General features: G+C 61.0%; 18 protein-coding genes. 10 read left to right on the top strand and 8 right to left on the bottom strand.

Going from position 1 to position 24,201, the window contains the following annotated elements; all coding sequences use genetic code 11:
• Positions 1–30 precede the first annotated feature (30 nt).
• Together UF78_RS10615 and UF78_RS10610 are read right to left on the bottom strand one after the other, a co-directional pair.
• Complete coding sequence (locus UF78_RS10615; RefSeq protein WP_045162176.1) at positions 31–1,356, bottom strand: lysine N(6)-hydroxylase/L-ornithine N(5)-oxygenase family protein; 1,326 nt, start codon at positions 1,354–1,356, stop codon at positions 31–33.
• A 179-nt stretch (positions 1,357–1,535) separates the two neighbouring features.
• The gene (locus UF78_RS10610; RefSeq protein ID WP_080890592.1) at positions 1,536–2,087 is read right to left on the bottom strand and encodes a sigma-70 family RNA polymerase sigma factor; all 552 of its coding nucleotides are present in this window, start codon (positions 2,085–2,087) and stop codon (positions 1,536–1,538) included.
• Positions 2,088–2,171: 84 nt separating this feature from the next.
• Here UF78_RS10610 and UF78_RS10605 point away from each other — a divergent pair, with 84 nt between their 5' ends.
• The 6 genes from UF78_RS10605 (at position 2,172) to UF78_RS10580 (ending at position 11,004) form a co-directional block, all read left to right on the top strand.
• Positions 2,172–3,179 carry a FecR family protein gene (locus UF78_RS10605; protein ID WP_045162174.1) on the top strand — a complete coding sequence of 336 codons (1,008 nt, stop codon included), beginning with the start codon at positions 2,172–2,174 and terminating at the stop codon, positions 3,177–3,179.
• A gap of 142 nt (positions 3,180–3,321) precedes the next feature.
• Complete coding sequence (locus tag UF78_RS10600; protein WP_045162173.1) at positions 3,322–5,004, top strand: cyclic peptide export ABC transporter; 1,683 nt, start codon at positions 3,322–3,324, stop codon at positions 5,002–5,004.
• An 88-nt stretch (positions 5,005–5,092) separates the two neighbouring features.
• Positions 5,093–7,483 carry a TonB-dependent siderophore receptor gene (locus UF78_RS10595; protein WP_045162171.1) on the top strand — a complete coding sequence of 797 codons (2,391 nt, stop codon included), beginning with the start codon at positions 5,093–5,095 and terminating at the stop codon, positions 7,481–7,483.
• Positions 7,484–7,583: 100 nt separating this feature from the next.
• The gene (locus tag UF78_RS10590) at positions 7,584–8,486 is read left to right on the top strand and encodes an ABC transporter substrate-binding protein (protein WP_045162169.1); all 903 of its coding nucleotides are present in this window, start codon (positions 7,584–7,586) and stop codon (positions 8,484–8,486) included.
• On the top strand, positions 8,479–10,488 hold the full coding sequence (fhuB, locus tag UF78_RS10585) for a Fe(3+)-hydroxamate ABC transporter permease FhuB (RefSeq protein ID WP_045162168.1): 2,010 nt from the start codon (positions 8,479–8,481) through the stop codon (positions 10,486–10,488). The genes UF78_RS10590 and fhuB overlap by 8 nt, the downstream gene beginning before the upstream one ends.
• Positions 10,489–10,569: 81 nt before the next feature.
• Positions 10,570–11,004, top strand: a complete 435-nt coding sequence (locus UF78_RS10580) for a DUF6196 family protein (protein ID WP_045162166.1) — start codon at positions 10,570–10,572, stop codon at positions 11,002–11,004.
• On the opposite strand, the gene UF78_RS10575 is transcribed toward UF78_RS10580, so the two are convergent.
• Together UF78_RS10575 and UF78_RS10570 are read right to left on the bottom strand one after the other, a co-directional pair.
• Positions 10,970–12,235, bottom strand: coding sequence for an MFS transporter (locus UF78_RS10575; protein ID WP_045162164.1), 1,266 nt, complete (start codon positions 12,233–12,235; stop codon positions 10,970–10,972). The genes UF78_RS10580 and UF78_RS10575 overlap by 35 nt on opposite strands.
• A gap of 11 nt (positions 12,236–12,246) precedes the next feature.
• Positions 12,247–13,662 carry an amidase gene (locus tag UF78_RS10570; protein ID WP_045162162.1) on the bottom strand — a complete coding sequence of 472 codons (1,416 nt, stop codon included), beginning with the start codon at positions 13,660–13,662 and terminating at the stop codon, positions 12,247–12,249.
• Between the two features lie 135 nt (positions 13,663–13,797).
• On the opposite strand from UF78_RS10570, the gene gcvA reads away from it, so the two are divergent.
• Positions 13,798–14,700, top strand: coding sequence for a transcriptional regulator GcvA (gene gcvA / locus UF78_RS10565; protein WP_045162161.1), 903 nt, complete (start codon positions 13,798–13,800; stop codon positions 14,698–14,700).
• Positions 14,701–14,928: 228 nt separating this feature from the next.
• Positions 14,929–15,912: a WecB/TagA/CpsF family glycosyltransferase gene (locus tag UF78_RS10560; protein WP_080890591.1), complete on the top strand. Its 984-nt coding sequence runs from the start codon at positions 14,929–14,931 to the stop codon at positions 15,910–15,912.
• Positions 15,913–16,144: 232 nt separating this feature from the next.
• On the opposite strand, the gene UF78_RS10555 is transcribed toward UF78_RS10560, so the two are convergent.
• Positions 16,145–17,197: an asparaginase gene (locus UF78_RS10555; RefSeq protein ID WP_045162160.1), complete on the bottom strand. Its 1,053-nt coding sequence runs from the start codon at positions 17,195–17,197 to the stop codon at positions 16,145–16,147.
• A gap of 238 nt (positions 17,198–17,435) precedes the next feature.
• Between UF78_RS10555 and UF78_RS10550 the strand changes: the two genes are divergently transcribed.
• Positions 17,436–17,873 (top strand): DUF6152 family protein, encoded by a 438-nt coding sequence (locus UF78_RS10550; RefSeq protein ID WP_230623616.1) that lies wholly within the window; start codon positions 17,436–17,438, stop codon positions 17,871–17,873.
• Between the two features lie 10 nt (positions 17,874–17,883).
• Positions 17,884–18,357, top strand: coding sequence for a hypothetical protein (locus UF78_RS10545; protein ID WP_045162157.1), 474 nt, complete (start codon positions 17,884–17,886; stop codon positions 18,355–18,357).
• A 173-nt stretch (positions 18,358–18,530) separates the two neighbouring features.
• On the opposite strand, the gene UF78_RS10540 is transcribed toward UF78_RS10545, so the two are convergent.
• The 3 genes from UF78_RS10540 to UF78_RS10530 are packed head-to-tail and all read right to left on the bottom strand — an operon-like array spanning position 18,531 to position 24,168.
• Complete coding sequence (locus UF78_RS10540; RefSeq protein ID WP_045162155.1) at positions 18,531–19,910, bottom strand: efflux transporter outer membrane subunit; 1,380 nt, start codon at positions 19,908–19,910, stop codon at positions 18,531–18,533.
• Positions 19,907–23,005, bottom strand: a complete 3,099-nt coding sequence (locus tag UF78_RS10535; protein ID WP_045162153.1) for an efflux RND transporter permease subunit — start codon at positions 23,003–23,005, stop codon at positions 19,907–19,909. Before UF78_RS10535 ends, UF78_RS10540 begins: the two co-directional genes overlap by 4 nt.
• Positions 23,005–24,168, bottom strand: a complete 1,164-nt coding sequence (locus UF78_RS10530) for an efflux RND transporter periplasmic adaptor subunit (protein ID WP_045162199.1) — start codon at positions 24,166–24,168, stop codon at positions 23,005–23,007. The genes UF78_RS10535 and UF78_RS10530 overlap by 1 nt, the downstream gene beginning before the upstream one ends.
• Between the last annotated feature and the right edge of the window lie 33 nt (positions 24,169–24,201).

Below are 24,201 nucleotides of genomic sequence, written 5' to 3'. Positions count from 1 at the left end.
GACTCGAATAGCAGACGCGCCGAGCAATCCTCAGGCGCTTTCCGCGGCTCGGGCATGCGGTACCGCCGCGACCGCCGGAAGGCTGTCGAACAGCGAAACGGCGATTTCCTCGGCGCGCATCGGTAATACCGACAGCAGGGTATCGCTGAGACCGTGGCTGTCCTGACTGAACCCTTGCAGATAGATCCCGGCCCGCAAGCGTGCGTCGGCACGCATCCGGTAGTCGCGCCCGACGCTGAAGTCGCCCAGATACTCCTGCAGCGGCGCGAGCAGTTCGCGATGTGAGGTGCGTTCGTAACCGGTGGCAAGAATCACCGCATCGTAGCGACGGTTCTCCACCATACCGGTGGCGCTGTCGCAGAGGGTCAGCTCGACGCCGTTCGCATCGGCGCGGGCCGCTTCCACCGAGCGGCGGCATAGGAAGCCATGGCGTGCGTCATTGGCGACTTTCTGGCGATAGAAGATGCCGTAGATGCGCTCGATCAAATCCAGATCGACGACCGAATAGTTGGTGTTGTGATACTCCTGAATCAGCTTCTCGCGTTCGCTTTCCGGCTCGTTGAATACCAGATCGGTGTAGTTCGGCGCGAATATCTCGTTGACGAAGGGACTGTCGTCAGCCGGTTTCAGGACCGCGGCGCGAAGAATCATATCCACCTGCACGGACGGGAAGCTGTCGTTCAGATCGATGAACGCCTCGGCCGCGCTCTGACCGCCACCGACCACCGCGATGCGCATCGGCTCATGGCGCGTGCAGCGTTGCTGCGCCATGCACTCCAGATAACGGGCGTGATGAAAGACGCGGGCATCGTTGCGCAGGTGGACAAAGGCTTCGGGGATACGCGGCGTGCCGCCGGTACTAAGGACGATGGAGCGCGCCAGACGAAAATGCTCACGCCCCTGAGTATCGGTGGACATCACCTTGAGCCGATCGATGCCCTGAGCGCCGGAGACCGGCTCGACACGTGTCACCGTCTCGCCATAGGCGCACTGGTCGGCGAACTGGCGCCCCACCCAGCGCAAGTAGTCGTTGTACTCCAGACGGCATGGATAAAAGGTGCCAAGGTTGATGAAATCGATCAGCCTGCCCTGCTCGTGCAGGTAGTTGACGAAGCTGTAGGGGCTGGTGGGATTGCGCAGGGTCACCAAGTCCTTGAGAAAGGAAATCTGCAATTCGCTTTGCGCCACCAGCGTATTGCCATGCCAGCGATAGTCCTGCTGCCTGTCAAGAAACAACATGTGGCAATCGCGCTTCTGGCGCTGGGTCTGCTCCTGCAGGGCGATGGCCAGCGCCAGGTTGGAAGGGCCGAAGCCGATGCCCAGCACGTCATACGTTGGAGCGATCAATTGAGTCATGGTGCCTGTGTCCTCTAGCCGTTTACCACGGGCCGACGCGTACGCGGCGACCACCGGAAGCGCGCCTCCGCCGTGATGTCGACGGGGTGAAAGCGGCTTTGAAGAAAAGACGAGGCAGAAGGCGAGAAATTTAAATCATTCTCATTACGAACAGGGATAGCGGTCAGAACGAGCAGAAATTATCGCGTCCAGCTGAGCAGTCGGACACGACAGTGCTTCATCGCATTGACGATGTGCTTTTCCACCATGTCGCGCGAAAGGGAAAGGCGTTCGGCGATTTCCATGTGAGAGCAACCCTCCACCTTGCGCAACAAGAAGGCCTCCCGGCAAGGGGCCGGCAGTTCCTCCAGCGCCCGCCGCAACAGCTTCAATTGCTGGGCCTGGATGGCGTTCCCCTCCGGGTCGCGCTCATCCAGCCATTCTTCGTGATCGAGGCTGTCGAGCGGTTCGTTGCGTCGCACGCGGGTGCGGCGATGCATATCAATGCTGAGATTGGTAGCGGTCTTGAAAAGGAAGGCACGAGGCTGCTCGATGTCGCTCCCGGCCTTACGATCGAGCAGACGCACAAAAGCGTCATGAGCCAGGTCAGTGGCGACCTGGCGATCGCCGAGCAGGCGACTGAGGTAATGGACGAGTTCCTGATAATGACGGATCACAACGGCTTCCCTTCGGCGTTCCCGCCCGAAACCGCCCCATGCAGGTTTCGGGCGTGACGCATCTTGCGGATGCATGCTGGCAGTCCATGTCACCCCGTACTTATAATCACTCGCATTTTTCTGAAATGAAAGCGTGTTAGCGCTTCCGGAACTTCTCGAATGATTGGCAACCCGCTCCCTTCTGACGATGACCGCCTGAGCGCCGAGGCCGCGCTCTGGTGCACACGTCTGCACGATAAGGATTGCACTGACGAAGAGCGTCGGGACTTTGCTCGCTGGGTCGCAGAAGATCCGCGTCACCGCGCCGAGTACGATGCGATGCTGGCCATCTGGCAGTTGGCAGAAGGTTTGAAACCGGCCGGCGCTTCCGCCCTTGCGCATCCAACCACGCCGCCGGTTCGTCCACGTCGACGGCGCGATCCGGGGCGTATCGCCGCGGCCGCAGCGGTACTGGTGCTAACGGTCGCCACACTGTGGTCGGCTGGCTGGTCGGCAAGCCTCCTTCCTTCTCGGGTCGGCTATTACACAGCCGAAGACGCACCGCGCCAGGTCATCCTCGCCGATAACTCGCACGTTCAGCTCAACAGCCATACTCGGCTGTTTTTCGCCAGCTACCGCGACCGCCGCAGTGTCTGGCTGAACGGTGGTGGTGAAGCGTTCTTCGAAGTCCGTCACGACCGAGCGCAACCCTTCACCGTGCATACCGACAACGGCCAGGTGCGCGTCACCGGCACCCGTTTCAACGTCTGGACCAATCCCCAGCAATTGCTCGTCACGCTGCTGGACGGCTCGGTGACGCTGCACCCACCCGAAGGCGTGAGCGGCAACAGCGCACAGCTCATGCCAGGCATGCAAGCGCGCTACACCCAGGCCAGCCGGCGAATCGAGGTGAATCAGGTGGCCCCAGCCGGCGCGATAGCCTGGATCGAAGGCAAACTGGTGCTGGACGATCTGCCTTTGAGCAGCGCGCTGCCGCTGATCAATCGCTATCTGGATAAGCCTGCCAGCCTCGGCGACGACGAAGCAGCCGGCATGCGGATCGGAGGGGTTTACCAGACCAACGACCTGCGCGCGCTGATCGACTCGCTACCCGTAGTCCTGCCGGTTGAGCTCACACGACGAGACGATGGCAGCACAGTCCTGGTAAGCCGAAACAAGCGGCCCTGAGCCGCCCTTCCCTTATTGGCGTCGGGCTGACGAACAAACCCAATCTTTTTTATTCAGTTTTTTATCGCTTCATACGTCTTAACAGGAACGATTCGGATTTACCGCCACCTGGCTGGTGACGATCCCCTGTTAGGACCCAACGATGCAGACATCCACGAACAGCACGCTCCGCGAACTCTTCAGGCTCCTTCGTCCGTTCGGACCGCAACTGCTTGGCGCCACGCTGCTCGGCATGCTCGGTGGCGCCAGCATCACCGCACTGCTGGCCACCATCAATTACAGCCTGCATTCCGATGAAGGTCTGCAGAGCGGCCTGTTGCTGGGTTTTGCCGGCCTGTGCCTGATGGCCCTACTGGGCTCGGTCGTATCTGACATCGGCACCAACTATGTCGGGCAACACGTCATCGCCCGTTTGCGTAAGGATCTGGGTAGCAAGATCATTTCGGCCCCCATCGATCAGATCGAGCGCTACCGCAGCCACCGCTTGATTCCGGTGTTAACCCATGACATCGACACCATCAGCGACTTCGCCTTTGCCTTCGCGCCGCTGGCCGTTTCCTTCACCGTCAGCATCGGCTGCTTGGGGTACCTCGCATCATTGTCGTTGCCGATGTTTCTGGCTACCGCGCTGGCCATCGTGATCGGTAGCGCTGTGCAATATGTCGCGCGTAGCAAGGGCATTCGTGGCTTCTTCGAGGCGCGTGACGAAGAGGATGAGTTGCAGAAGCACTACCGGGCCATGGCCGAAGGCGCCAAGGAGCTGCGGATCAGCCGCCCACGGCGCTTCCAGCATTACAGTGAGCGCTTGCAGGGCACTGCCGACCGCATCTGCGACATCCAGGTCAGCTCGATCAACCTGTTCGTAATTGCAAAGGGCTTCGGTTCGACGCTGTTCTTCATCGTCATCGGCGTGGCCCTGGCCTACCAGACGATCTGGCCAAGCACCGACAAGGCCACTCTGAGCGGATTCATCCTCGTGCTGCTGTATATGAAAGGCCCGTTGGAACACCTGATCGGCCAACTGCCCATCGTCAGCCGCGCGCAAGTCGCTTTCCGTCGCATCGCCGAGCTTTCGGTACGTTTCTCGTCTCCGGAGCCCAACCTGCTGCTGCGTGACGACGGTCGTCCAGCGATGCCCATGCAAGGTATAGAGCTACGCGGTTTGCACTACCACTACCCCACCGAGGACGGTAGCCAGGGCTTTGGTGTCGGCCCGTTGGACCTGACCGTGCGTCCCGGCGAGATCCTTTTCATCGCCGGCGAGAACGGCTGCGGAAAAACCACCATGATCAAGCTTCTGCTTGGCCTTTACGTGCCTCAGGCCGGCGAGCTACGGGTCAACGGTGAGGCGGTGACGGACAGCAACCGCGATGACTATCGTCAGCTGTTCACCACGATTTTTGCCGACTATTTCCTTTTCGAAGATCTGCTCAAAGAAAGCGAAGACATCCCCGTCGAAGCCAGTCGCTATCTGGAGCGTCTGGAAATCGCCCACAAGGTCACGCTGGATGGGCACAACTACTCCACCATCGATCTCTCCACAGGCCAGCGCAAGCGTCTGGCCCTGGTCCAGGCTTGGCTGGAAAAGCGCCCAGTGCTGGTGTTCGACGAATGGGCGGCCGACCAGGACCCGGAGTTCCGCCGGATTTTCTACACCGAGCTGCTGCCGGAACTGCGCGCGCAAGGCCGTACCCTGATCGTGATTTCTCACGACGATCGCTACTTCGATGTGGCCGATCGCCTGCTACGGATGAGCGCAGGGCGTATCACGGAAATCAGCGATAACCCACGCCGCACGCAGCAGCAGGATGCCGCTGTGCATTAAGACAATTATTTTTTCCGGTTTTTGGTCACTGACGCGTCATATAAATCTAAATAGTTCTTAACAACACTTCGATCTAAGGAGCTACACAGTGAAACGGTTTCTCAGCGCTTCGCATCGCAAAAAGCCCCTGGCGGCGATCATCCGTGCCGCCGCGATTGGGCTGACATTGAGCGCCACCGGCGCAATCGCAGCGCCGGTCAGCATCGATGTTCCCGCCCAACCGTTGGCCTCTGCACTGACGAACCTTGGCGCGCAGACCGACCTGCAGATTCTCTTCAGCCAAGCACAGGTACAGAATCTGCGCACCCCCGGCGTACGCGGCGAGATGGAGCCGACCGAGGCACTTGAAACGCTGCTCCGTAACACCGGCATTCGCTACCGGATCGAAGGTAATCGCGTGTCCCTGGTGGGCGACGAAACCAGCGCAGCTGCCCCTCTAGTCATGCCCGAGACGGTGGTCGAAGGCGTCATCGAAGGCCACGACAGCTTCGTGCCGAAGATGTCCAACAGCGGTAGCAAGACCGACACACCGATTCTCGAAATCCCCCAGTCGGTCTCGGTAATCACCCGTGCCCAACTCGAAACCCAAGGCGCACAGACCGTGACCGAGGCGCTGCGCTACGTGCCTGGGGTCAAGGTGGAAACCTATGGTCTGGATCCCAAAGGTTTCGACTGGTTGTTCCTGCGCGGCTTCAACGGCATGACCACCAGCGACTACCTCAATGGCCTGCGCCAGCAGAACAACAACTATGCCTTCTTTCGCAGCGAGCCCTATTCGCTGGAACGCATTGACGTTGTACGCGGCCCCGCCTCTACCCTGTTCGGTCAAGGTGATGCCGGCGGTATCGTCAACCGAGTGAGCAAGAGACCGACCGCCAACCAAACCAACGAAATACAGATCACTGGCGGTAGCCATAACCGTAAGCAGGGGCAGTTCGACGTTGGCGGCGCGCTCGATGAGCAGAACCAATTCCTTTATCGCGTGGTCGGCCTGGCCCGCGAAAGCGATACTCAGATCGAATACGACGACGGCCATGAAATAGAAGACGATCGCCTGTATATCGCTCCGTCATTCACCTGGGCGCCCGATGCGGACACCAGCCTGACCGTGCTCACCGATTTCCTTCGTGATCGCAACGGCGGCAGCGTGTTCGTCTATACCCCGCCGAACGGTCATCCGACCGACACCCTGCTGGGCGACCACAGCTTCAACCATTTCGACCAGGACCAGTACACCCTCGGCTACGAATTCCGGCATCGGCTCAGTGACACCTTCGAATTCCGCCAGAACCTTCGCTATGGTCAGGTTGATCTGATTTTCAATAATTTGCTGCCCTACCTTCCGGTTGGAAATGGCCTGACGCGTATTGCAGACCGGCGCGACCAGCACATGAACACCTTCAACATCGACAACCAATTGCAAGCCGATTTCATGACTGGCTCAATACGTCATACGCTGTTATCCGGCATCGATTACAGCTGGCAGGACGCGGACGTCGTCTGGTATCGCAATTTGGGACCGACCCTTAATTTGCTCGATCCCACCTATGGGCAGCCGGTACCCCGCCCCTCGCGCAGCCTGGGTCAGGTCGCCGCCGACTACGACCAGACCATTGAGCAACTCGGCGTGTACGTACAGGACCAGATCCATTTCGACGATAACTGGCTGCTGACGCTGGGTGGCCGTCACGACAGAGTAGATAACGACCTGGACAACAACATCAGCGGCGCCAGTTCGTCCCACCAGAAAGATGACGCCTTCACCGGGCGCATCGGCCTGACCTACCTGACCAGCTTCGGCCTGGCACCTTATGTCAGCTATTCCGAGTCGTTCAGTCCCAATAGCGGCCAAGCGCAAGGTGGTGGCACCTTCGATCCTAGCGAGGCCGAGCAGTGGGAGGTGGGCGTTAAGTACCAGCCACACGACGATCTATTGTTGACCCTCGCCGCCTACGACCTGACCAAGACCAACATACTCACGCCCGAACGTAACAGCAGCGGTGGCACAACCGGGTTCGACGTCGCCGAAGGCGAGCAGCGCTCGCGTGGCATCGAGGCCGAGGCCCGAGCCAAACTCGGCGAGCATTGGGACGTGCTGGGTTCCTACACCTACACCAAGGCAGAGGTCACCCGAAGCAACAACGGTAACCAAGGTAATCGTCCTGCCAACGTGCCGGAGCATATGGCCTCCGCCTGGGTTAACTACAGCTTCACCGACGGCACGCTGCGCGGCCTGACCCTTGGCGGCGGCGCCCGCTATGTCGGCTCGATGTACGGCGACAACAACAACACATTCGCCATCGACAGCTACACCCTGTTCGATGCCTCGGCCAGCTATGCGCTAACTCCGCAGGTCACCCTGGGGCTGTACGCACAGAACCTGCTAAACGAGGACTACACCGCCACCTGCGATTCGGCTACCAGCTGCTACCCGGGTCTGGAGCGCAACCTCATGGCTAGCGTGAAGTACGCCTGGTAACCCCGCGTACTACCGATTGCCCACCATCCCGGGCCCCTCAGCGAGGGGCCCGACGCATTTCCGGAGCCGTCATGCTGCTTTCGAAACACTGGAGTCCCGCATGCCACTGAGTCGCCGCCTACTGCTCCGCCAGCTTGGCATGGGAGGGTTGGCGCTGGCGGCCGGGCTGCCGCTGCGCATCAGGGCCGAACCCTTGCGGCGCGTCGTGGCGATCAACTGGGCCGCGGCGGAAACCTTGCTCACCCTCGGTGTTGCCCCGCTGGCCATCTCCGATGTCGGCTACTACAACCGGCGAATGCCGACCTGGCCGGTGAAGCCGCCGGTGCTGGATATCGGCCCCTACTGGGAGCCGAACCTGGAGCTGCTCCAGCAATTGAAGCCAGAACTGATTCTCTGCGATCCGCTTCCCCCTACGGTCGACCGTGCCCTACGCAGCATCGCGCCAACCGAGGTGGTGGACATATACCCCACCGAACAAGGCGTCTGGCGCAGCGCCAGCGCCTTCACCTTGCGACTCGCCGCGCGCCTGGAGCTGGAGTCACGTGCCGTCGCCTATCTCCAGGCAGCCAATGAGCGTCTCGAGATCTTGGCCGAACGACTGGCAAGCCGTCCCCAGCCGCCGTTGTGTATCGCGGTGCTCAACCAGGACGGCCGCCACGCGACGGTCTATGGCCGGCACAGCATGGCCCAGGATGTGCTCGATCGGCTCGGCCTGGTCAATGCCTGGCAAGGGCCGAGCAATGCCATGGGTTTCAGCTTGACCGGGGTCGAGCGACTCGCAGAAACGCCTGACACTCACTTGCTCTATATCGAAATCCCGACCACGTCGGCGCGTCTGCAGAGCCTGCGCCAGCCCAACGCGCTGTGGGACAACCTGCCGTCCGTACGTAACGGTCAGAGCCAGCCTCTCGGCAAATTCTACCCCTACGGTGGCGTTGCCTCCGCCCTGAGCCTGGCGGAACGCATTGCCGGCTACCTTCTGAAGAGCCAACCGCATGTCTGATTCCCTCACCGCTCTGCCCGCCGGACGCGGCGAGCCCTACCGCAACCCGCTGCCCTGGGTCCTGGCGCTCGGGTTGGTCGCCCTGTCCCTGGCGGTCCATGGCCTGCAAGGACTGCTTCCCCGCGAGGTCTGGTGGCAGGCGCTGTGGAGCCCTGATCTCGACGATGCGCGTCAGGTCATGCTGCACTACAGCTTCGCGCCTCGGCTGCTGGTCAGTCTGCTGGCCGGCGCCGCCCTTGGACTGGCCGGCACATTGTTTCAGCAGGTGCTGCGCAACCCACTGGCCGAACCAGTAACCCTGGGCGTAGCGGGTGGTGCCAACTTGGCGTTGTCGGTGTTCACCATCGGCGCGCCTGGGCTGTTGGCACGTTTCGGTGTCGAATGGGCCACGCTGCTAGGTGCCGGGCTGGCAACCCTGGCGCTGTTCGCCATTGCCTGGGGGCGGACGCTTTCACCATTGCGTTTCATCCTTGCCGGCATGGTCATCAGCCTCTACTGCAATGCCATCAATGCATTGTTGGTGCTTTTCAACCACGACTATTTGATCGACTTGCTGCTCTGGCAAGCCGGATCGCTGAACCAGAGCGGCTGGGACGGCGTCACCTACCTGCTGCCCCGCCTGCTCGGCGCGGCACTGCTCGCAAGCCTCCTGCTGCGCCCACTGGCAGCGCTTGGCCTGGAGGACGAAAGCGCCTCCAGCCTCGGCGTATCGCTGCGCACCACGCGCAGCCTGGCACTGCTCAGCGCGGTGGCGTTGAGCGCCTTCGTCACCAGTTGCGTTGGCATTATCGGGTTCATCGGCCTCGCCGCGCCGGCCATCGCTCGTCTGACCGGGGCCCGCACGCTGCGCCAGCGACTGATCTGGGCGCCGATATTGGGCGCCGTACTGCTCTGTCTGGTAGATCAGTGCGCCCGTGAAATTTCGCGCTTCGTGGGAGAAGTCCCAGCCGGCATCCTCACTTCGGTGTTCAGCGTGCCGCTGTTGCTTTGGCTGCTGAGCCGTCAACGTGCCGGTGGTATTCGTCCGGCACGCGCCGGCATCGGTCGCCGAAAAGTGTCCACCGCTCGTTTGATTGTCGGTGTCGGTCTGCTGTTGCTTGTGCTGCTGCCCGTCGCACTGCTCCTGGCGCCCGTGGCGGACGGCTGGCACTGGAGTTCTTTCGGTCAGCTGCAGCCGGTGCTGCAATGGCGGCTGCCGCGCGCTGTGGCGGCGATCGCTGCCGGTGCCATGCTTGCGGCTGCCGGTCTGTTGATTCAACGCCTCACCGGCAATCCCATGGCCAGTCCGGAGGTGCTTGGCGCCAGTTCCGGCGCCGCGCTTGCCGTGCTGATCCTGTTTCTTGTCGTCAGCCGTCCCGAACCGCTGATGCTGCCAGCTGCCAGCGTTGGCGCCCTGCTCACGCTCGGCCTGCTGCTCTGGCTCGGCTGGCGCAGCGCCTTCAGCGCTGAGCGCATGCTGCTCACGGGGGTCTGTCTGACCACCCTGCTCGGCTCGCTGAGTACCTTGATGATGGCCAGCGGCGATCCACGTATGACCATGCTGATGAGCTGGATGACTGGCTCCACCTACCATGTCGATGACACCCGAGCGTTGGTCGCACTGGGCGTTGCCGGTCTGCTGTTGCCGCTATGCTTGCTGTTGGCGCGCCCGCTCGAGCTGCTCACGCTAGGGACGGGACCCGCCTCTGCATTGGGGCTGCGCCTGCGTCTGAGCCAGCTGACGATCCTGATGCTCGCGGCGCTGCTTACGGCGGCCGGGACGCTGGTGGTCGGCCCGCTCAGCTTCGTCGGGCTGATTGCGCCTCACATCGTTCGCCAGCTCGGTGTACGTCATGCCGTGCCGCAACTTGTGCTCGCCGCGCTCATCGGGGCCTTGATCATGCTTGTCGCCGACTGGATGGGGCGCAGCATCGCCTATCCTTGGCCGGTCTCCGCGGGTTTGCTGGCCGCATTTATCGGCTGCCCCTATTTTCTTTGGCTGATGCATCGCGAACGGGGTTGAACCCAGAGCCGGCTGCCAAGCTAAGATCGCGTCCGCATACACCGGCAGGCGTGATCCGCCCGCATACTCCTGAGGTGAACGATGGTCAGTATCTCGCATGAAACACCGGAGAAAACGGCTAGCCGCCTCGAGTCGATCATCCAAAGAAGCCGTCTTACGCTTTTTGACGAGCCGTATGCTTTTGAGGAATTTCCGCTGGCACATTTCCCCAATCGGGCAAATGTGGAAGCACTGGCGATGGTGCGCGATGAGCACGTTTGGAGCCAGTTGGTGAAAAGCAACGACGCCAGCATGGAGCTCTTTGCAGTCTGGCGGTTTCACTTCCCAGCAGACGCTGATAATTCGGGTTTCGTGGGATGGTTAGCCGCGCGACTTAAAGCGAGTTTTGGCACCGGCGTGTTTGTGGTTTGCGGGCAAAACAGTGCGGATGGTGGCATCTACGATTACTGGGGATGCCCATGGGCGCTGCGTGACGACGTTTTCAGTGAAGTGAAGCGTCTGGTGTCCCCTCGCTAGTGGAAAACCGAGCGCGTCTGATCGATGTACCCGCCGCGATTACCGTGGCAACCAGGTTCGCGCAGAGGCTTGCCAGGATTGGTGTCGTGTAGCTCTGGGTCAGATCGAAGGCGTATCCCGCCAGGCTAGGCCCTATCAACGTACCGAACGCCACACTGGTGTACAGAATACCGATGAGGCTGCCGACTTTGGCTTCGCCGAAGTAGTCCATGACGAGGGCTGGGAGGACTGCGACCCACCCACCGTAAAAAATGCCATAGACAAGCGCGAAGATGACTAACGACCAGAATTCCGTCGCGATCAGCCAGATCAGCATGGCGAGCGCCATGCCGACGAACATGATCAAAAGGGAAAAGCGCCGCCCGTACCGATCGGCAAAGCCGCCAAGCAAAAAACGCCCAGCCGTGCTTCCTAACCCGATTACAGCCAGAAGGTAGACGGCCTGTGCGGGCGCGATGCCGAGATCCATAGCGTAAGGAGCGAGATGGGCGAACGGCACGAAGACGCCGAATGAGCAGAGTAAGCAGGCGGCATAAAGGCCGATGAAGCGCGGTGACTTGACGGCTGTGGCTACAGCGAAGCCTTTGCGTGGTTCGTCTCGTGCGCCCACCTGCACGGGGTCGCCGTCGGGCGCAGCGCCTCGATCCCTGGGGTTGTTGACGATCAGCAGCGCCATGCCCGCACCAACGACCGCGGCGAGCCCGCCGAGCACGAGGTAGGCATCGCGCCACCCGATGGACTCGATTAGCAGAGCGGAAAATGGCGGCATCACAAGCGTGCCGACGCCAATCCCACTGACCGCGACGCCGGATGCGAACCCGCGACGGCGAACGAACCATCGCTGGATGGTGCTCAGCACAGGTACATAAGAGAGACCTACACCGAGCCCTACCCCAAGCCCGTAGGCGATATAGACTTCCGTCAGAGTGCGGGCCATACCGGCTAACGCCAAACCGAGCCCCACCAGGATCATGCCGGCGACCGCCAGCGTCCGGGAACCCCAGCGATCGGCGAGCGGCCCGCTCAGAACTCCCAGGCCGAAATACAGAAAGCCCGCCAGTGAGAACACCAGGGAAACCGAGCCACGCGAGGCTGAAAACTCGTTCTGAAGAGGGATGACGAAAGCGCTGAAGGTATAGGCGCTTCCGAATCCGACGAAGGTAACGGCGAAAGCGGCCGCCACCACAAACCAGCCGTAGAAAACACGAGACGGCATCGAATTGTTTGTCATGGAAATGCCCGTTAGGCCAATGGATGGCAACGATGCCAGGATGTAGCGCTTTGAAAGGCGGCGCCGGCTCGAAGGAGCATTGCCTCGTCAAGATGCGCAGAGACGAGCTGGAACCCTATGGGTAAACCCGATTCGGTGAAGCCACCGGGCAAGGTGATGGTGGGATTGCCGGTCAGATTGAATGGGCAGGTGTAGCGTTGCAGCCTGGCGATCAGTTCGGGCTGTTCACCCAATGTCTGTATCGCGTCGAGGCTCAGTGGTGCGAAGGGGTGTACCGGCGTAAGCAGCAAATCAACGGTGTTGAAAAAGGTGCAAACGCTGCCACGGAAAGTCAGTCGCCGCAGCAGTAGCTTCTGATAATCGATGCCGGACAGAGCGCTACCTGCTTCGATAACGGACGCCAGCACCGGGCCGTATTCGCTCTTGTGCGCAGGATAGGTTGCCTGGTGCGCGACGGCCGCCTCCACCGCGCATATCGGGTACCAGTCCGCAACCGCCTGCTGGACGTCCGGAAAGGCAACTTCGGCGATCTGCGCGCCGAGCGAGCGAAACACCTCCAGCGCGTCCAATAGCGCCCGTTGAATAGCGGGGTCAACATCGGCGCTGTTCCACTCGGGGTCCACGCCTATCCGTACGCCCCGGATGCCCTGGCCTACAGCCGCCACGTAATCTGGGACCGGATCGGTTATCGCAGTGGGGTCCTTCGGATCACCGCCAGCGATGGCTGCGAGCAGCGTGGCGATGTCCTCGGCACTCCGGGCCATGGGGCCCACATGATCGAGGCTTGCAGCAAGCTCGAACACGCCGTGACGGCTGACGCGCCCCCAGCTGGGTTTCAGGCCTGTCACACCATTGGCGGCAGAGGGCCAACGAATCGAGCCCCCCGTATCGGAGGCAAGCGCGCCGTAGCACAGCCCCGCCGCCGTCGCAGAGCCCGGACCGCTGGAAGAAATACCAGGCCAGAAGTCAGTATTCCAAGGATTCTTGGGGGCGGTAATCAAGGGATGGTGATCGGAGTAAGCGCCTTCGGTGAGTTGCAGTTTGCCCAGCAAGACGGCCCCGCCCTCCTTGAGACGCCGCACGACAGTGGCATCCTCGGTTGGGTGATTGTCCTGATGAATCGGCATGCCTGCTGCGGTCGGTATGCCTTTGGTCCAGAACAGGTCCTTCACCGCGATCGGTATGCCATGCAGGGGTCCTCGGTATCGGCCCGTCGCGATCTCCGCCTCGGCCGCTTCAGCTTGGGACAAAGCAATATCCGCCGTCACAAGCGCGTAGCTACCGAGGCTACCGTCCATGGTTGCAATCCGGTCCAGCTGCGCCTGCACGACCTCGACTGGTGATATCTGGCGCGTTCTTATGTGAGCCGCGAGCTGAGTCAATTCAAGGTAATGCAGAGCTGTCGGTTGGGTGGTCACGTGATCCATCTCCACGAAAGGTATAGATAAGCTTGATCACGCATGCATGATTCGCATCAAGGTGACTAAGCTGAAAGAATAGTGACCCTGCACAAACGCTCGCGCAAACGAGTATTTCTGTCGGTTTCGAGTTAGGTGAGCTAAATGATCGAGCGCAAGATGCCCCCACTGAATGCACTCCGTGCGTTCGAAGCTACGGCAAGACACCTGTCGGTGAAGAACGCCGCTGAAGAACTATGCGTGACACCTGGCGCAGTAAGTCAGTTGCTCAAAACGCTCGAGTTCCATCTGGGCGTCAAGCTATTCCACCGGGTGAACCGGGGCATCTTCCTGACCGATATCGGGCAGACTTACCTGCCGCCGGTACGCAACGCCTTCAGGCAAATAACCGAAGCCTCCAGTCGCATTGCCAGCGCCATGGAGACAGGAATGCTGACTGTGAGCGTGACTTCGTTCTTCGCGTCAGCCTGGCTCGTACCGCGTCTGACGCAATTCCAGAACGACAATCCGGAGATCGATCTGCGGGTGGTAACCAGCAATCAATTGGTGGACTTCTCCCGCGATAGCGTTGATGTCGCCATCCGGCACGGACTTGGCGTTTATCCGGGGCTGGCGAGTCACCGCGTGTTGGCGGCGGAGATCGTTCCGGTGGCAGCCCCGCAACTCGTTGAACGATTGGGTCAGCCAGCAACGCCATCCGACCTGACGCACTGGCCGCACGTACATGATGCGGAGCGCAAGGCCTGGCATCGCTGGTTCCAGTCGCAAGGAATAGAAGATGTGGGTCCGCCCCGGGGGCCATCCTTCGATGACTCGGGATTGCTGGTCAAGGCCGTACTGGCGGGCCAGGGTGTGGGGCTGCTGCCGGCCGCCATGGTGGCTCCTGAACTCGCGCAGGGGCAGCTCGTTAAGGTTGCGGGGGTCACGCTGCTAGAGGACTTTGCCTACTATCTGGTCTACCCAGAAGCCCGACACGAACGACCAAAGGTCGCCGCGTTCCGTCGTTGGATACTCGATTCGGCGGCCGAAGCCGGTCTCTCGGGTTGAGAAGCCCCCACTCGGCTTGCGCTGTTCATGCCGTGTCGATGTACTTTTACCGGAACGTCCACGCAAATGCGTGCGAGACGCGGTAACACCCCGCATATCGAAATGCTCGACATTTTGGGCACCCCGCCACACCCAGGCTTTCACCGCAAGCCATTGCCGGTGTGGTGTTTCCCGACGCACATCGAGCGGGTCTAGTGCCGAGGAAGTTCGCACTCATGGCCGGACGGCATGCACCGGGCGACCGACAGCATTCTCGGCGCTGGCCATCGATGCGGGTTCAGCTGCTGCGTCTGGCCTCTCGGCACCTCGCTCGAACCTCTTCGTTCGACTGGGTTCAGTTTAAGAGCAACGAAAGAACTGCAGCGACACAGCAGTTCTTGGCTTGAACGCATCCCAAACGCCGAACGAGGAGGCAGAGTTTTGCATAAGCAACCGCGATGGAGTGAGCCTCGTGCAGACGAAGGACCGTCCTGTTGCAATGACAGACAAAACACGCTCAGGGTATTCGATATCGACCTCTACAATGGATCAAATGCTGAACTCATCTCGCACATCATCGAGGCGAGCGATACCGAGTTCAGTTATATCGTGACGCCCAACGTCAATCATGTGGTACGGCTCGAAGACGATCCCGAGCTACGTCGCGCCTATGCCAACGCCAGCCACCGGATATGCGATAGCCAGGTCTTGAAAGGCTTGATGAAGCTCATGCGTATCCAGGTGCGCGAGGTCATCCCTGGCAGCAATCTGACCGAGGAACTCATGCGCATCGCGGACGCGAGGAAATGGCGAGTAGCGGTGATTGGCAGTGACGCCTCGGAAATACAGACGATGCGTCAGCTATACCGAAATGTGACTTTCATCCATCACAACCCACCCATGGGTTTCTTCGATCGCCCAGAGGAGATCCAAGCGTGCCTGGATTTCGTTACCGACCACCCGGCACAACTGGTCGTGCTGGCCGTCGGGTGTCCGCGTCAGGAACTTCTGGGCCAGCTGATCCATGCGAACGGAGGGGCTCAGGGCGTCGGGCTTTGTGTGGGCGCGTCAATCAATTTTTTGTCCGGCAAGGTCAAGCGCGCGCCCAGATGGATGCAACGTATGTCACTTGAATGGCTGCATCGTATGTGCACGGAGCCGCGGCGCCTGGTGAAGCGCTACGTGACGGATGCGATTCGCATCATCCCGATCGTATTCCGTCAGCTTCGCTAACGATTGATCATTCGCGCTCGGTGGGGCCACCCGGTATCCCGGCGCCAATCCCAACATTGCCGCCATTGCAAACCGTAAAGTCTCATGAGGGCCTCCATGAGGAAGCCCAACATATCGGCACTCAGGTGCATGGCTTTAAGACCACGATCAGTGACCGAGGCTGCGCGACTCAAGCGCCGCCGCTACATTGCTTCGCGGCCTGCATGCGCCGACTGTTGCATGTCCAGGGTGTTCACATCTCGTCGAATGCGGCCTGTAGGTCTTGTTGTCCCGATTTACCGCTTTGTAAAAGCAGCATCAGCAGAATGCGCGCCTTCTGTGGACTCAGATTTCCTGCCATGACGGCGCCTGCATCGGCGGTCGTTTTACCGCCACCCTCGAAGCCGTAATTGGCCATGACTCGCCCGTTATAGACACGCGTCGAGATGACTACCGGTACCTCCTTGCCCAGCGCATATTTCACCGCCTCGAACATCGGCCGGTTCATGTTTCCCATGCCCAGCGCCTGCACCACGATTCCTTCAGCGCCTTGGTCGACAGCGCTGCGCAGCAGGCTGCCATCGGCGCCTCCATACATGGCAACGATCTCCACTTTTGGCATGGTGTCGGCGCTGATCTCGATATGCTGTCGGCGTAGTGGCTCCCTGGCGAAAATCACGCGGTCGGGATACACCTCCCCTAGAAAACCGTAATCGCCAGATTGAAAGGTCTCTACGTTGGCCGTATGGGTTTTGGTCACATGGCGCGCAGCATTGATCTGGTTATTCATGGCCAGCATGGTGCCTTTGCCCTTTGCTTGCTCATCAACCGCAATCCGCACAGCGTTGAGCAGGTTGCGGGGGCCGTCGAAGTCGGAAGAGGACGCGTTGCGCTGTGCCCCAATAACGACGACGGGCTTTTCCGATTTTACGGTCAGGTCAAGCCAGAAGGCGGTTTCCTCCAGGGTGTCAGTGCCGTGCGACACGATCACACCCGAAACTTCCGGATTCTGAAGTGCAGTGTTTACTGCCTTGGAAAGCTCCACCCACCGCGGGGGATCCATGTAGTCCGAAGGCACGTTCGATAGATTATTGACTTCGATCTTGGCGAGCTTTGCCACTTCAGGCACGGTGGCCAGCAAATCATCGCCAGAAATGGCAGGTACGGGTGCGTTTTTGACCGGGTCGATTTTCATGGCAATCGTGCCACCGGTGGCAATGAACTGAACGGTTGGCTTCTCCTGGGCATGGGCACCGCCAGTTAGCGCCGCGCAAAGCCCGGCCAACAGCAATAAGCTCTTTTTCATGTCAGTTCCTTATCTGGTTATTCGTGCGCGGTAATGAAACTGACAAGCGATCTGACGTTTGGTTGGGTCTTCGTCCGGTGTTGCGTCCAGCTCGTAGCGTTTGAACATGACGTTGAAAGCGAAAGTCCCCAGAACCTGCTACACATCATTTAGGACGGTAGGCACTGGCAGTTCTTGTTTTACCGGAAGCCGCGTTCAATGTGTCCAACACCTACTTATTCGCCTCAAGAGCATCATCATGTCGATATCAAGCGAAAGCCGAACCGCCATCCGAGCAGCCTCCATCACGGCGAACAAATTTGCCCGTCGTATGGCCTCAGTCCTTTGTGTCACAGCGATAGTGTTGGCTACAACACAAGTCTTCGCTCACCACGGTTGGGCCTGGGCAGAAGAAGAGCTCTCGGAATTGAAGGGCACAATTGATGAAATTTCGATGGCTCCACCTCATCCGGTCTTACGCGTAAAGGCTCAAGACGGCCGCGTATGGCGAGTTGATCTGGGGAATCCGAACCAGACACAACGTTCCGGTTTTACTGGCGATACTGCCAAAGTGGGCGATGACATCACGGTACTCGGCAACCGTACCAAAGAGCCGAACGAAGCGCATATGAAAGCCGTGCGGGTTACGGTCGGCGGCAAGCAATACGACATGTATCCGGAACGCATCAAGGAATGACGCCGCGGCGATGACAGTTTTTCTGCAATCAATCGCCGCCTGGCCCGGCGCCGTCTTCCTGCAGGAATCCTGGATCGCCTATCTCGTCGTCAATGCAGCTCACATCCTTGGCATAGGGCTACTGCTAGGCGCGATCTTGCCCCTCGATTGGCTCGTTTTACGGTCACGGCACGCGCGGGCTCTGCCAATCCTTGGACCCTTTCTTGTACGCGCGGCAGCGACGGGCTTCACGCTCGCGGTGATTACCGGCCTTTGGTTGTTCTCCGTGAAACCGGTCGAATACGCAGAGAACCCAGCGTTTCGCTACAAAGCGGCACTGCTAGTGGTGGCAATCTGTAACATCACTCTCCAGCATCGCGGCGGCCACTTTAATACCGCCCTGTGCAGCAACCAGCTAACTGTTCGAGTTCGTACCCTCGCCGCCGCCTCCGCCATGCTTTGGCTTTCGATCCTCATCGCTGGCCGCTGGATCGGATTTGTCTGAATGGGAAGCGATCGCCTGGACGTTGAAGGCGCCGCCGATCAACTCCGCTAGCGTTGACGACTAAACAGGTCGAGCAGCACCCAAGATTCCAAGCGTTGTTCACCTCTTTCAATGGCGCTTCGATCGCTCCCGAGCTTCGAGCGCTCCGGCGCAGTGAATAGCGATCGCATGGGTCAGTTACCGTTCGCGGCAAGCGGCGTGGAAGGAAGGGCGGGCGCGACGCCGATCGTCCGGTGCAGCTCGACCCAGCGCAGCGAGATGTCGGCGCTCGCTTGCACCTGATTGCGCTGGATATCGAACAGGCTGCGTTCGGCATCCAGGACCTCCAACAGCGACACGGTGCCGATCTGGTATTGGTTACGCGCCAGCGCGACCGCACGCGTGGCGGACGTAGCCGCCTGGTCGAAGCGCTGCTGGCGTTGCCAGCCCTGACCGTAGGCATGAATGGCGCTCTGGGTTTCCCGCATCGCCTGGCGTAGCGACGCTTCGTAGGCCAGCAGCGCCTGTGCCTGGCGTGCATCGCTGGCCTCGATGCCAGCGCGAATGCGGCCGAAGTCGAACAGCGGCTGCAGCAGCCCTGCGGTCAGCGACCAGGCGGGGACGCTGGTGCCACGTTCGAATCCGCCCAAGGCACCCAGCGTCAGTTGCGGATAGCGCGCGGCCCGGCTGGCAGCCAGCCCCGCTCCCGCCGCCGTGAGGCGCTCACTGGCTGCGCGTACATCGGGGCGTTCTCGCAGGATCTCCACCGGCACCTCGAGCAACGCCGCCAACGCATCCTCATTCGGCAGGCTTGTCGTTTCTGGCCCATCCGCAAGAATCGCGTCAACCTGTTGATATTCAGTGGCCAGCAGATAGGCCAGCGCGTAACGTGCATCGACTTGTTGCTGACGTGCGACGGGGATTTCCGCTTCGGTGATCTGCACCTGGGCTTCGATCCGCTCGAGATCCAGGCGACTCACGGTCCCCTGGGCAAAGCGTTCACGGGTCACCCGGGCGATTTCACGCTGCGTCTCGCCAGTGCGGGTGGCGATCGCCAACTGCTGTTGCGCCAGACGATAGCTCAGGTAGGTGTTGGCAACCTCGGCCATCAACCCGATGCGCAAGCTCCGGTAGTCCTCCCAAGAGGCACGTAGCTCGGCGTCGCTGGCATCGCGCAGGGCACGCAACCGACCGGATACATCCAGCTCCCAAGCCAGATCCAACCCGTAGAAGTGGTCGTTCGTTCGGCCGTCCTGCGCGTTGCGGGCACGTCCGTATTGACCGCTGATGGCGATATCAGGCCCCAGAGCAGCCGCAGCCAGACGTCGTTGCGCACGTTGCTCGCGTACCCGCTCATTGGCGCTCAACAGGTCGAGGTTGTCGCGCAGTGCCAGGCGAATCAGACGCTCGAGCGATGGATCCTCGAAGCTCTCCCACCAGCGCGGAGACAGAACAGCCAGTGCTGACGGCAGTGCGGATGCTGGCTGCTCGAGCGGTTCGTCCCTGCCCGCCTGGCCCGCGCATCCAGCCAAGCCGAGCATGACCACCAGTACCCATAATGCTCGCGCGTTCATGCCACCTCTCCTGTCGGTTGAGCGGTGGCCGGTGCGCGATCGCGCCGGGACAAGCGATCCAGTGCCAGGTACACGACGGGGGTGGTGAGCAGCGTCAGCACCTGACTGAGCATCAGCCCGCCGACGATGGCCACGCCCAGCGGTTCACGCAGCTCCGCCCCGGTTCCGAACGCCAGCATTAGCGGCACCGCCCCGAGCAGCGCGGCCAGGGTAGTCATCACGATCGGACGGAAGCGCGTCAGACAAGCCTGGTGGATCGCCTCGCGTGGCGACAACCCGCCTACCCGCTGGGCATGCAGAGCGAAGTCGATCAGCAGGATGCCGTTCTTCTTGACGATGCCGATCAGCAGAATCAGCCCGATCAACGCCATGATCGAGAAATCCAGTTGCCAAGCCCACAGCAACAGAATGGCGCCAACGCCGGCCGACGGTAGCGTCGACAAGATGGTCAGCGGATGGACGAAGCTCTCATAGAGCACGCCAAGGATGATGTAAACCGCCAGCAATGCAGTGAGGATCAGCAGCGGCTGGCTGGCCAGCGAAGCCTGAAACGCTTCAGCGGCGCCCTGAAAGGTGCCGGTCACCGAAGCCGGCATGCCGATCTCTAACTGCAGCGCATTGAGTTGCGCCACTGCGTCGCCCAGGGCGACACCGGCACGCAGGTTGAACGAGATATTGGCGGCCGGCAGCATGCCGTTATGGGAAATGACCTGAGGGCCGCTTTCCTGGTCCTCGAGGCGGGCGAAGGTACGCAGCGGCACCATCTCGCCCGTGGTGGGCGAACGCAGATGAAAGAAGGCCAGGCTCTCGGCGTTGCCCCGCTGCGCCGTGCTCAGCTCGAGCACAACCTGATACTGGTTGGTCTCAGTCTGGTATTCGTTGATCTGGCGCTGGCCGAAGGCGTCGTACAGGGCGTTATCGACGTCAACGGCGGAGAAACCGTAGCGGGCGGCCTCATCCCGGTCGATGCTCAGGCGGGTGATATTGGCGTCCAGTTGCAGGTCATGGGACACGTCCTGGAACTCGGGCATCTGCCGCAGTCGATCGGTCAACGTCCGGGTCCACTGCGCCAGCTCCGCACTGCTCTGTGCGCGCAGGACATATTGATACTGGGCACGGGGCACCCCAGCGCCGATGTTGATGTCCTGGGCCGCACGCAGAAAGACTTGGATTCCCGGCACCTGCGCCAGCTGTGGGCGCAGTCGGTCGATGACTTCGCTGACGTTCTCGTCACGCTCCCCGGGATCATTGAGCACCAGCCACATGCGGCCGTTGCCTATCGAGTCGCTGGCAACACCGCCGACGCCATGGTTGTAGCTGATGATGGCTGGATCCTGGCTGATAACCGCCTGCAGTGCCTGGTGCTTGGCGACCATCTCGTCATAGGAGATGTCTGGTGCGGCTTGGGTGAAGCCGACGATGAAAGCCGTGTCCTGCAGCGGGAAGAACCCCTTGGGAATCATCACGAAGCTCGCCACGCTCAGCATCACGCTCAACCCGAAGATGCCGAGCATGGTGCGCTGGTGATCCAGCGCCCAACGCAATACCCGGTCATAGCCGCTGACCAGCCGCCCGGTTATGCCCGTCGTGCTGGACTGACGGTGTTTCGGTGCCCGCATGAACAACGCCGCCAGCGTTGGCACCAGGGTCAGACAGACCACCACCGAGATCAGGATGGCGGCGGTCGCCGTCAAGGCGAACTCACGGAACAGGCGTCCAATCACACCGCCCATGAATAACAGCGGAATGAACGCCGCGATCAGCGACACACTGATCGACACCACGGTGAAGCCGATTTCCTGTACACCCTTGAGCGCCGCGTCGTAGCGAGTGTCCCCGGCCTCCAGATGCCGGTGGATGTTCTCGACCACCACAATGGCATCGTCAACGATGAACCCTACCGCTATCACGATAGCGACCAGGGTGAGGTTGTTCAGGCTGAAGCCGGCCAGATACATCACCGCACAGGTCGCAACCAGCGAAACCCCCAGCACGGTTGCGACGATCAGCGTTGCCGACCACTGGCGCAGGAACAGCGCCATCACCCCTACGACCAGCACAATCGCGATGACCAGCGTCAGCATGACTTCGTGCAGCGAGGAACGAATCGTGCGCGTACGGTCGTTTAGCACTTCGACTTCCATCGCCGCCGGCAGCGCTTCGCGCAACCCCGGCAGGGCTGCCTGAATACGCTCGGCAGTGGCCACGATATTGGCGCCCGGTTGACGCCGAATCACCAGAACCACGCCGGGTCGACCATTGGGCCAGTGCTGGGTATAGTCGTTTTCCGCGCCAACCCGGACCGTCGCCAGGTCCTTGATCCGCACCGCCGATCCGTTGCGGTAGGTGACGATTATGTCCTCGTATTCGTGCGCCTCGAACAGCTGGTCGTTGACCGCCAAGGTGGAGATGCGGTTGTTGCCGTACAGCGCCCCCTTCGGCAGGTTGACGCTGGAGCGCTGTACGGCTTCGCGTATGTCGCCCAGTGTCACCCCGGCGCCGGCAAGCACTTCCGGGCGGGCCTGGATGCGTATGGCCGGCCGGTGCTGACCGACCACATCGATCAAGCCGACGCCTTGAATCTGGCTGAGCTGCCGCGCCAGAACGGTTTCGGCGTGGTCGCTAAGCTCGATCAGGGACAGGTGGTCGGAGTTGACGCGCAGGATCAGGATCGGGCTGTCGGCCGGGTTGACCTTACGCCACGTCGGCAGGCTCGGCATGTCCTCCGGCAACCGCGCCGAGGCTGTATTGATCGCGGCCTGGACTTCCTGGGCGGCGCTGTCGATGTCTTTTTCCAGATTGAACTGCAGGTTGAGCGTGACCATGCCCAGGGAACTGGACGAGGTCATCTCGGTGATGCCCGAGATCGTGCTGAGCTGAACTTCCAGGGGCGTCGCCACCGACGAGGCCATGGTTTCGGCACTGGCTCCGGGCAGGTTGGCGGTTATCTGCAGGGTCGGAAATTCTGCCTCGGGCAACGGCGCGATGGATAAGCGCGGGAATGCCAGCGCGCCAAGCAGCACCAGGGCGACGGTCAGCAGAATCGTGCCGACCGGGTGATCCATGAACCAGGCGTAGAGGCTGCGCGGGGCCATCAGAATCCCCTCCGGGTGGCCATCGCAGGTTCCGGTTGCTGGGCCTCATCGAGCGTACGGACGGCCACGCCCGGCCGCAGCCGCGAATGCCCATCGACCACCACGGTGTCCCCAACGGCCAGGCCACTGATCACAGCAATCTCGTTATCAGAATGGAGCACCTGTACCGCTTGGGGCGCGGCGCTGCCGTCCACGACACGCCAGACCAGGACCTGATCGACACCCTGGCGCAGTGCTCGATGTGGCACCACCAACGCGTTCGGCAAGGTCTGCACCGGAAGGCTCACGGTCACTGACTGATCCGGCCATAGGCGTCCGTCTGGGTTGGCGAAGTCGCCCTTGATCCGGATGGTTCCAGTCTGCGTCGACACTCGGTTGTCTATCAGCGTCAGGAGCCCTTCGCCGAGCAGCAAACCACCGTCGCCCGAGTACGCCTGCAGCAGCACCGGGTCGCTCTCGCTGCCAGGCCGCAGCGCCTGCAATTGCGGCAACATCCGCTGGGGTAACGACACCTCGACGCTGATCGGGTCCAGCTGCACCACGGAGAACAGCCCCTGTGCATCGCTGGCCCTTAGAAAATTGCCTTCATGTACGTTGTGAATCCCTACCCGACCATCGCTCGGCGCACGGATTTGAGTATGTGAGAGCTGTACCTGACTGGCTGCCACGCTGGCTTCGTGGGTGCGTAAAGTGGCTTCCAGCTGGGCCACCAGCGCACGTTGCTGATCCAGCGTCTGGGTAGCAATGGCCTGGGTTTTGGCCAACGATTGATAGCGGCGCAGATCCAGCCGGGCGGACACCAACTGAGCCTCGGTCACCGCTGCCTGTGCCTTGGCCTGCTCTACCGCAGCCACAATCGATCGATCATCGATACGAGCGAGCAGGTCTCCGCGTCGGACAAGCTGCCCTTCCTTGACCGGCAATTCGACGAGCACACCGTCGACCTGCGCGCGAATCTCAACGCTGCGCTGGGAGCGCACATTGCCTAGGGCGCGGATCAGTACCGGTACAGAGCGTTGCTCAACGATCCCGATCCTGACAGGCACCGCCGGCGCTGTCGCAGCGACTGTGGCACCAGACGTCGAATCCCCGTAAAAGACGGCAGTAGCAACGGCCGCACAGCCTATGACCAAGGCCGAAGCCAGCGCTTTCCTGAACGTAATGAGCGTCGCCACAACACTCTCCTTAACCCTAGA

This window comes from Stutzerimonas stutzeri (assembly GCF_000952685.1).
Lineage (GTDB): Bacteria > Pseudomonadota > Gammaproteobacteria > Pseudomonadales > Pseudomonadaceae > Stutzerimonas > Stutzerimonas stutzeri_E.
Note: the sequence above shows the minus strand (reverse complement) of the source record. Positions and strands in the feature narration are given on the sequence as shown.

Excerpts from the sequence above, each read along its gene's own strand:
- UF78_RS10615 (WP_045162176.1), bottom strand. The coding sequence starts at position 1,356 with ATGACTCAATTGATCGCTCCAACGTATGACGTGCTGGGCATCGGCTTC.
- UF78_RS10610 (WP_080890592.1), bottom strand. The coding sequence starts at position 2,087 with ATGCATCCGCAAGATGCGTCACGCCCGAAACCTGCATGGGGCGGTTTC.
- UF78_RS10605 (WP_045162174.1), top strand. The coding sequence starts at position 2,172 with ATGATTGGCAACCCGCTCCCTTCTGACGATGACCGCCTGAGCGCCGAG.
- UF78_RS10600 (WP_045162173.1), top strand. The coding sequence starts at position 3,322 with ATGCAGACATCCACGAACAGCACGCTCCGCGAACTCTTCAGGCTCCTT.
- UF78_RS10590 (WP_045162169.1), top strand. The coding sequence starts at position 7,584 with ATGCCACTGAGTCGCCGCCTACTGCTCCGCCAGCTTGGCATGGGAGGG.
- fhuB (WP_045162168.1), top strand. The coding sequence starts at position 8,479 with ATGTCTGATTCCCTCACCGCTCTGCCCGCCGGACGCGGCGAGCCCTAC.
- UF78_RS10580 (WP_045162166.1), top strand. The coding sequence starts at position 10,570 with ATGGTCAGTATCTCGCATGAAACACCGGAGAAAACGGCTAGCCGCCTC.
- UF78_RS10575 (WP_045162164.1), bottom strand. The coding sequence starts at position 12,235 with ATGACAAACAATTCGATGCCGTCTCGTGTTTTCTACGGCTGGTTTGTG.
- UF78_RS10570 (WP_045162162.1), bottom strand. The coding sequence starts at position 13,662 with ATGGATCACGTGACCACCCAACCGACAGCTCTGCATTACCTTGAATTG.
- gcvA (WP_045162161.1), top strand. The coding sequence starts at position 13,798 with ATGATCGAGCGCAAGATGCCCCCACTGAATGCACTCCGTGCGTTCGAA.
- UF78_RS10560 (WP_080890591.1), top strand. The coding sequence starts at position 14,929 with ATGCACCGGGCGACCGACAGCATTCTCGGCGCTGGCCATCGATGCGGG.
- UF78_RS10555 (WP_045162160.1), bottom strand. The coding sequence starts at position 17,197 with ATGAAAAAGAGCTTATTGCTGTTGGCCGGGCTTTGCGCGGCGCTAACT.
- UF78_RS10550 (WP_230623616.1), top strand. The coding sequence starts at position 17,436 with ATGTCGATATCAAGCGAAAGCCGAACCGCCATCCGAGCAGCCTCCATC.
- UF78_RS10545 (WP_045162157.1), top strand. The coding sequence starts at position 17,884 with ATGACAGTTTTTCTGCAATCAATCGCCGCCTGGCCCGGCGCCGTCTTC.
- UF78_RS10540 (WP_045162155.1), bottom strand. The coding sequence starts at position 19,910 with ATGAACGCGCGAGCATTATGGGTACTGGTGGTCATGCTCGGCTTGGCT.
- UF78_RS10535 (WP_045162153.1), bottom strand. The coding sequence starts at position 23,005 with ATGGCCCCGCGCAGCCTCTACGCCTGGTTCATGGATCACCCGGTCGGC.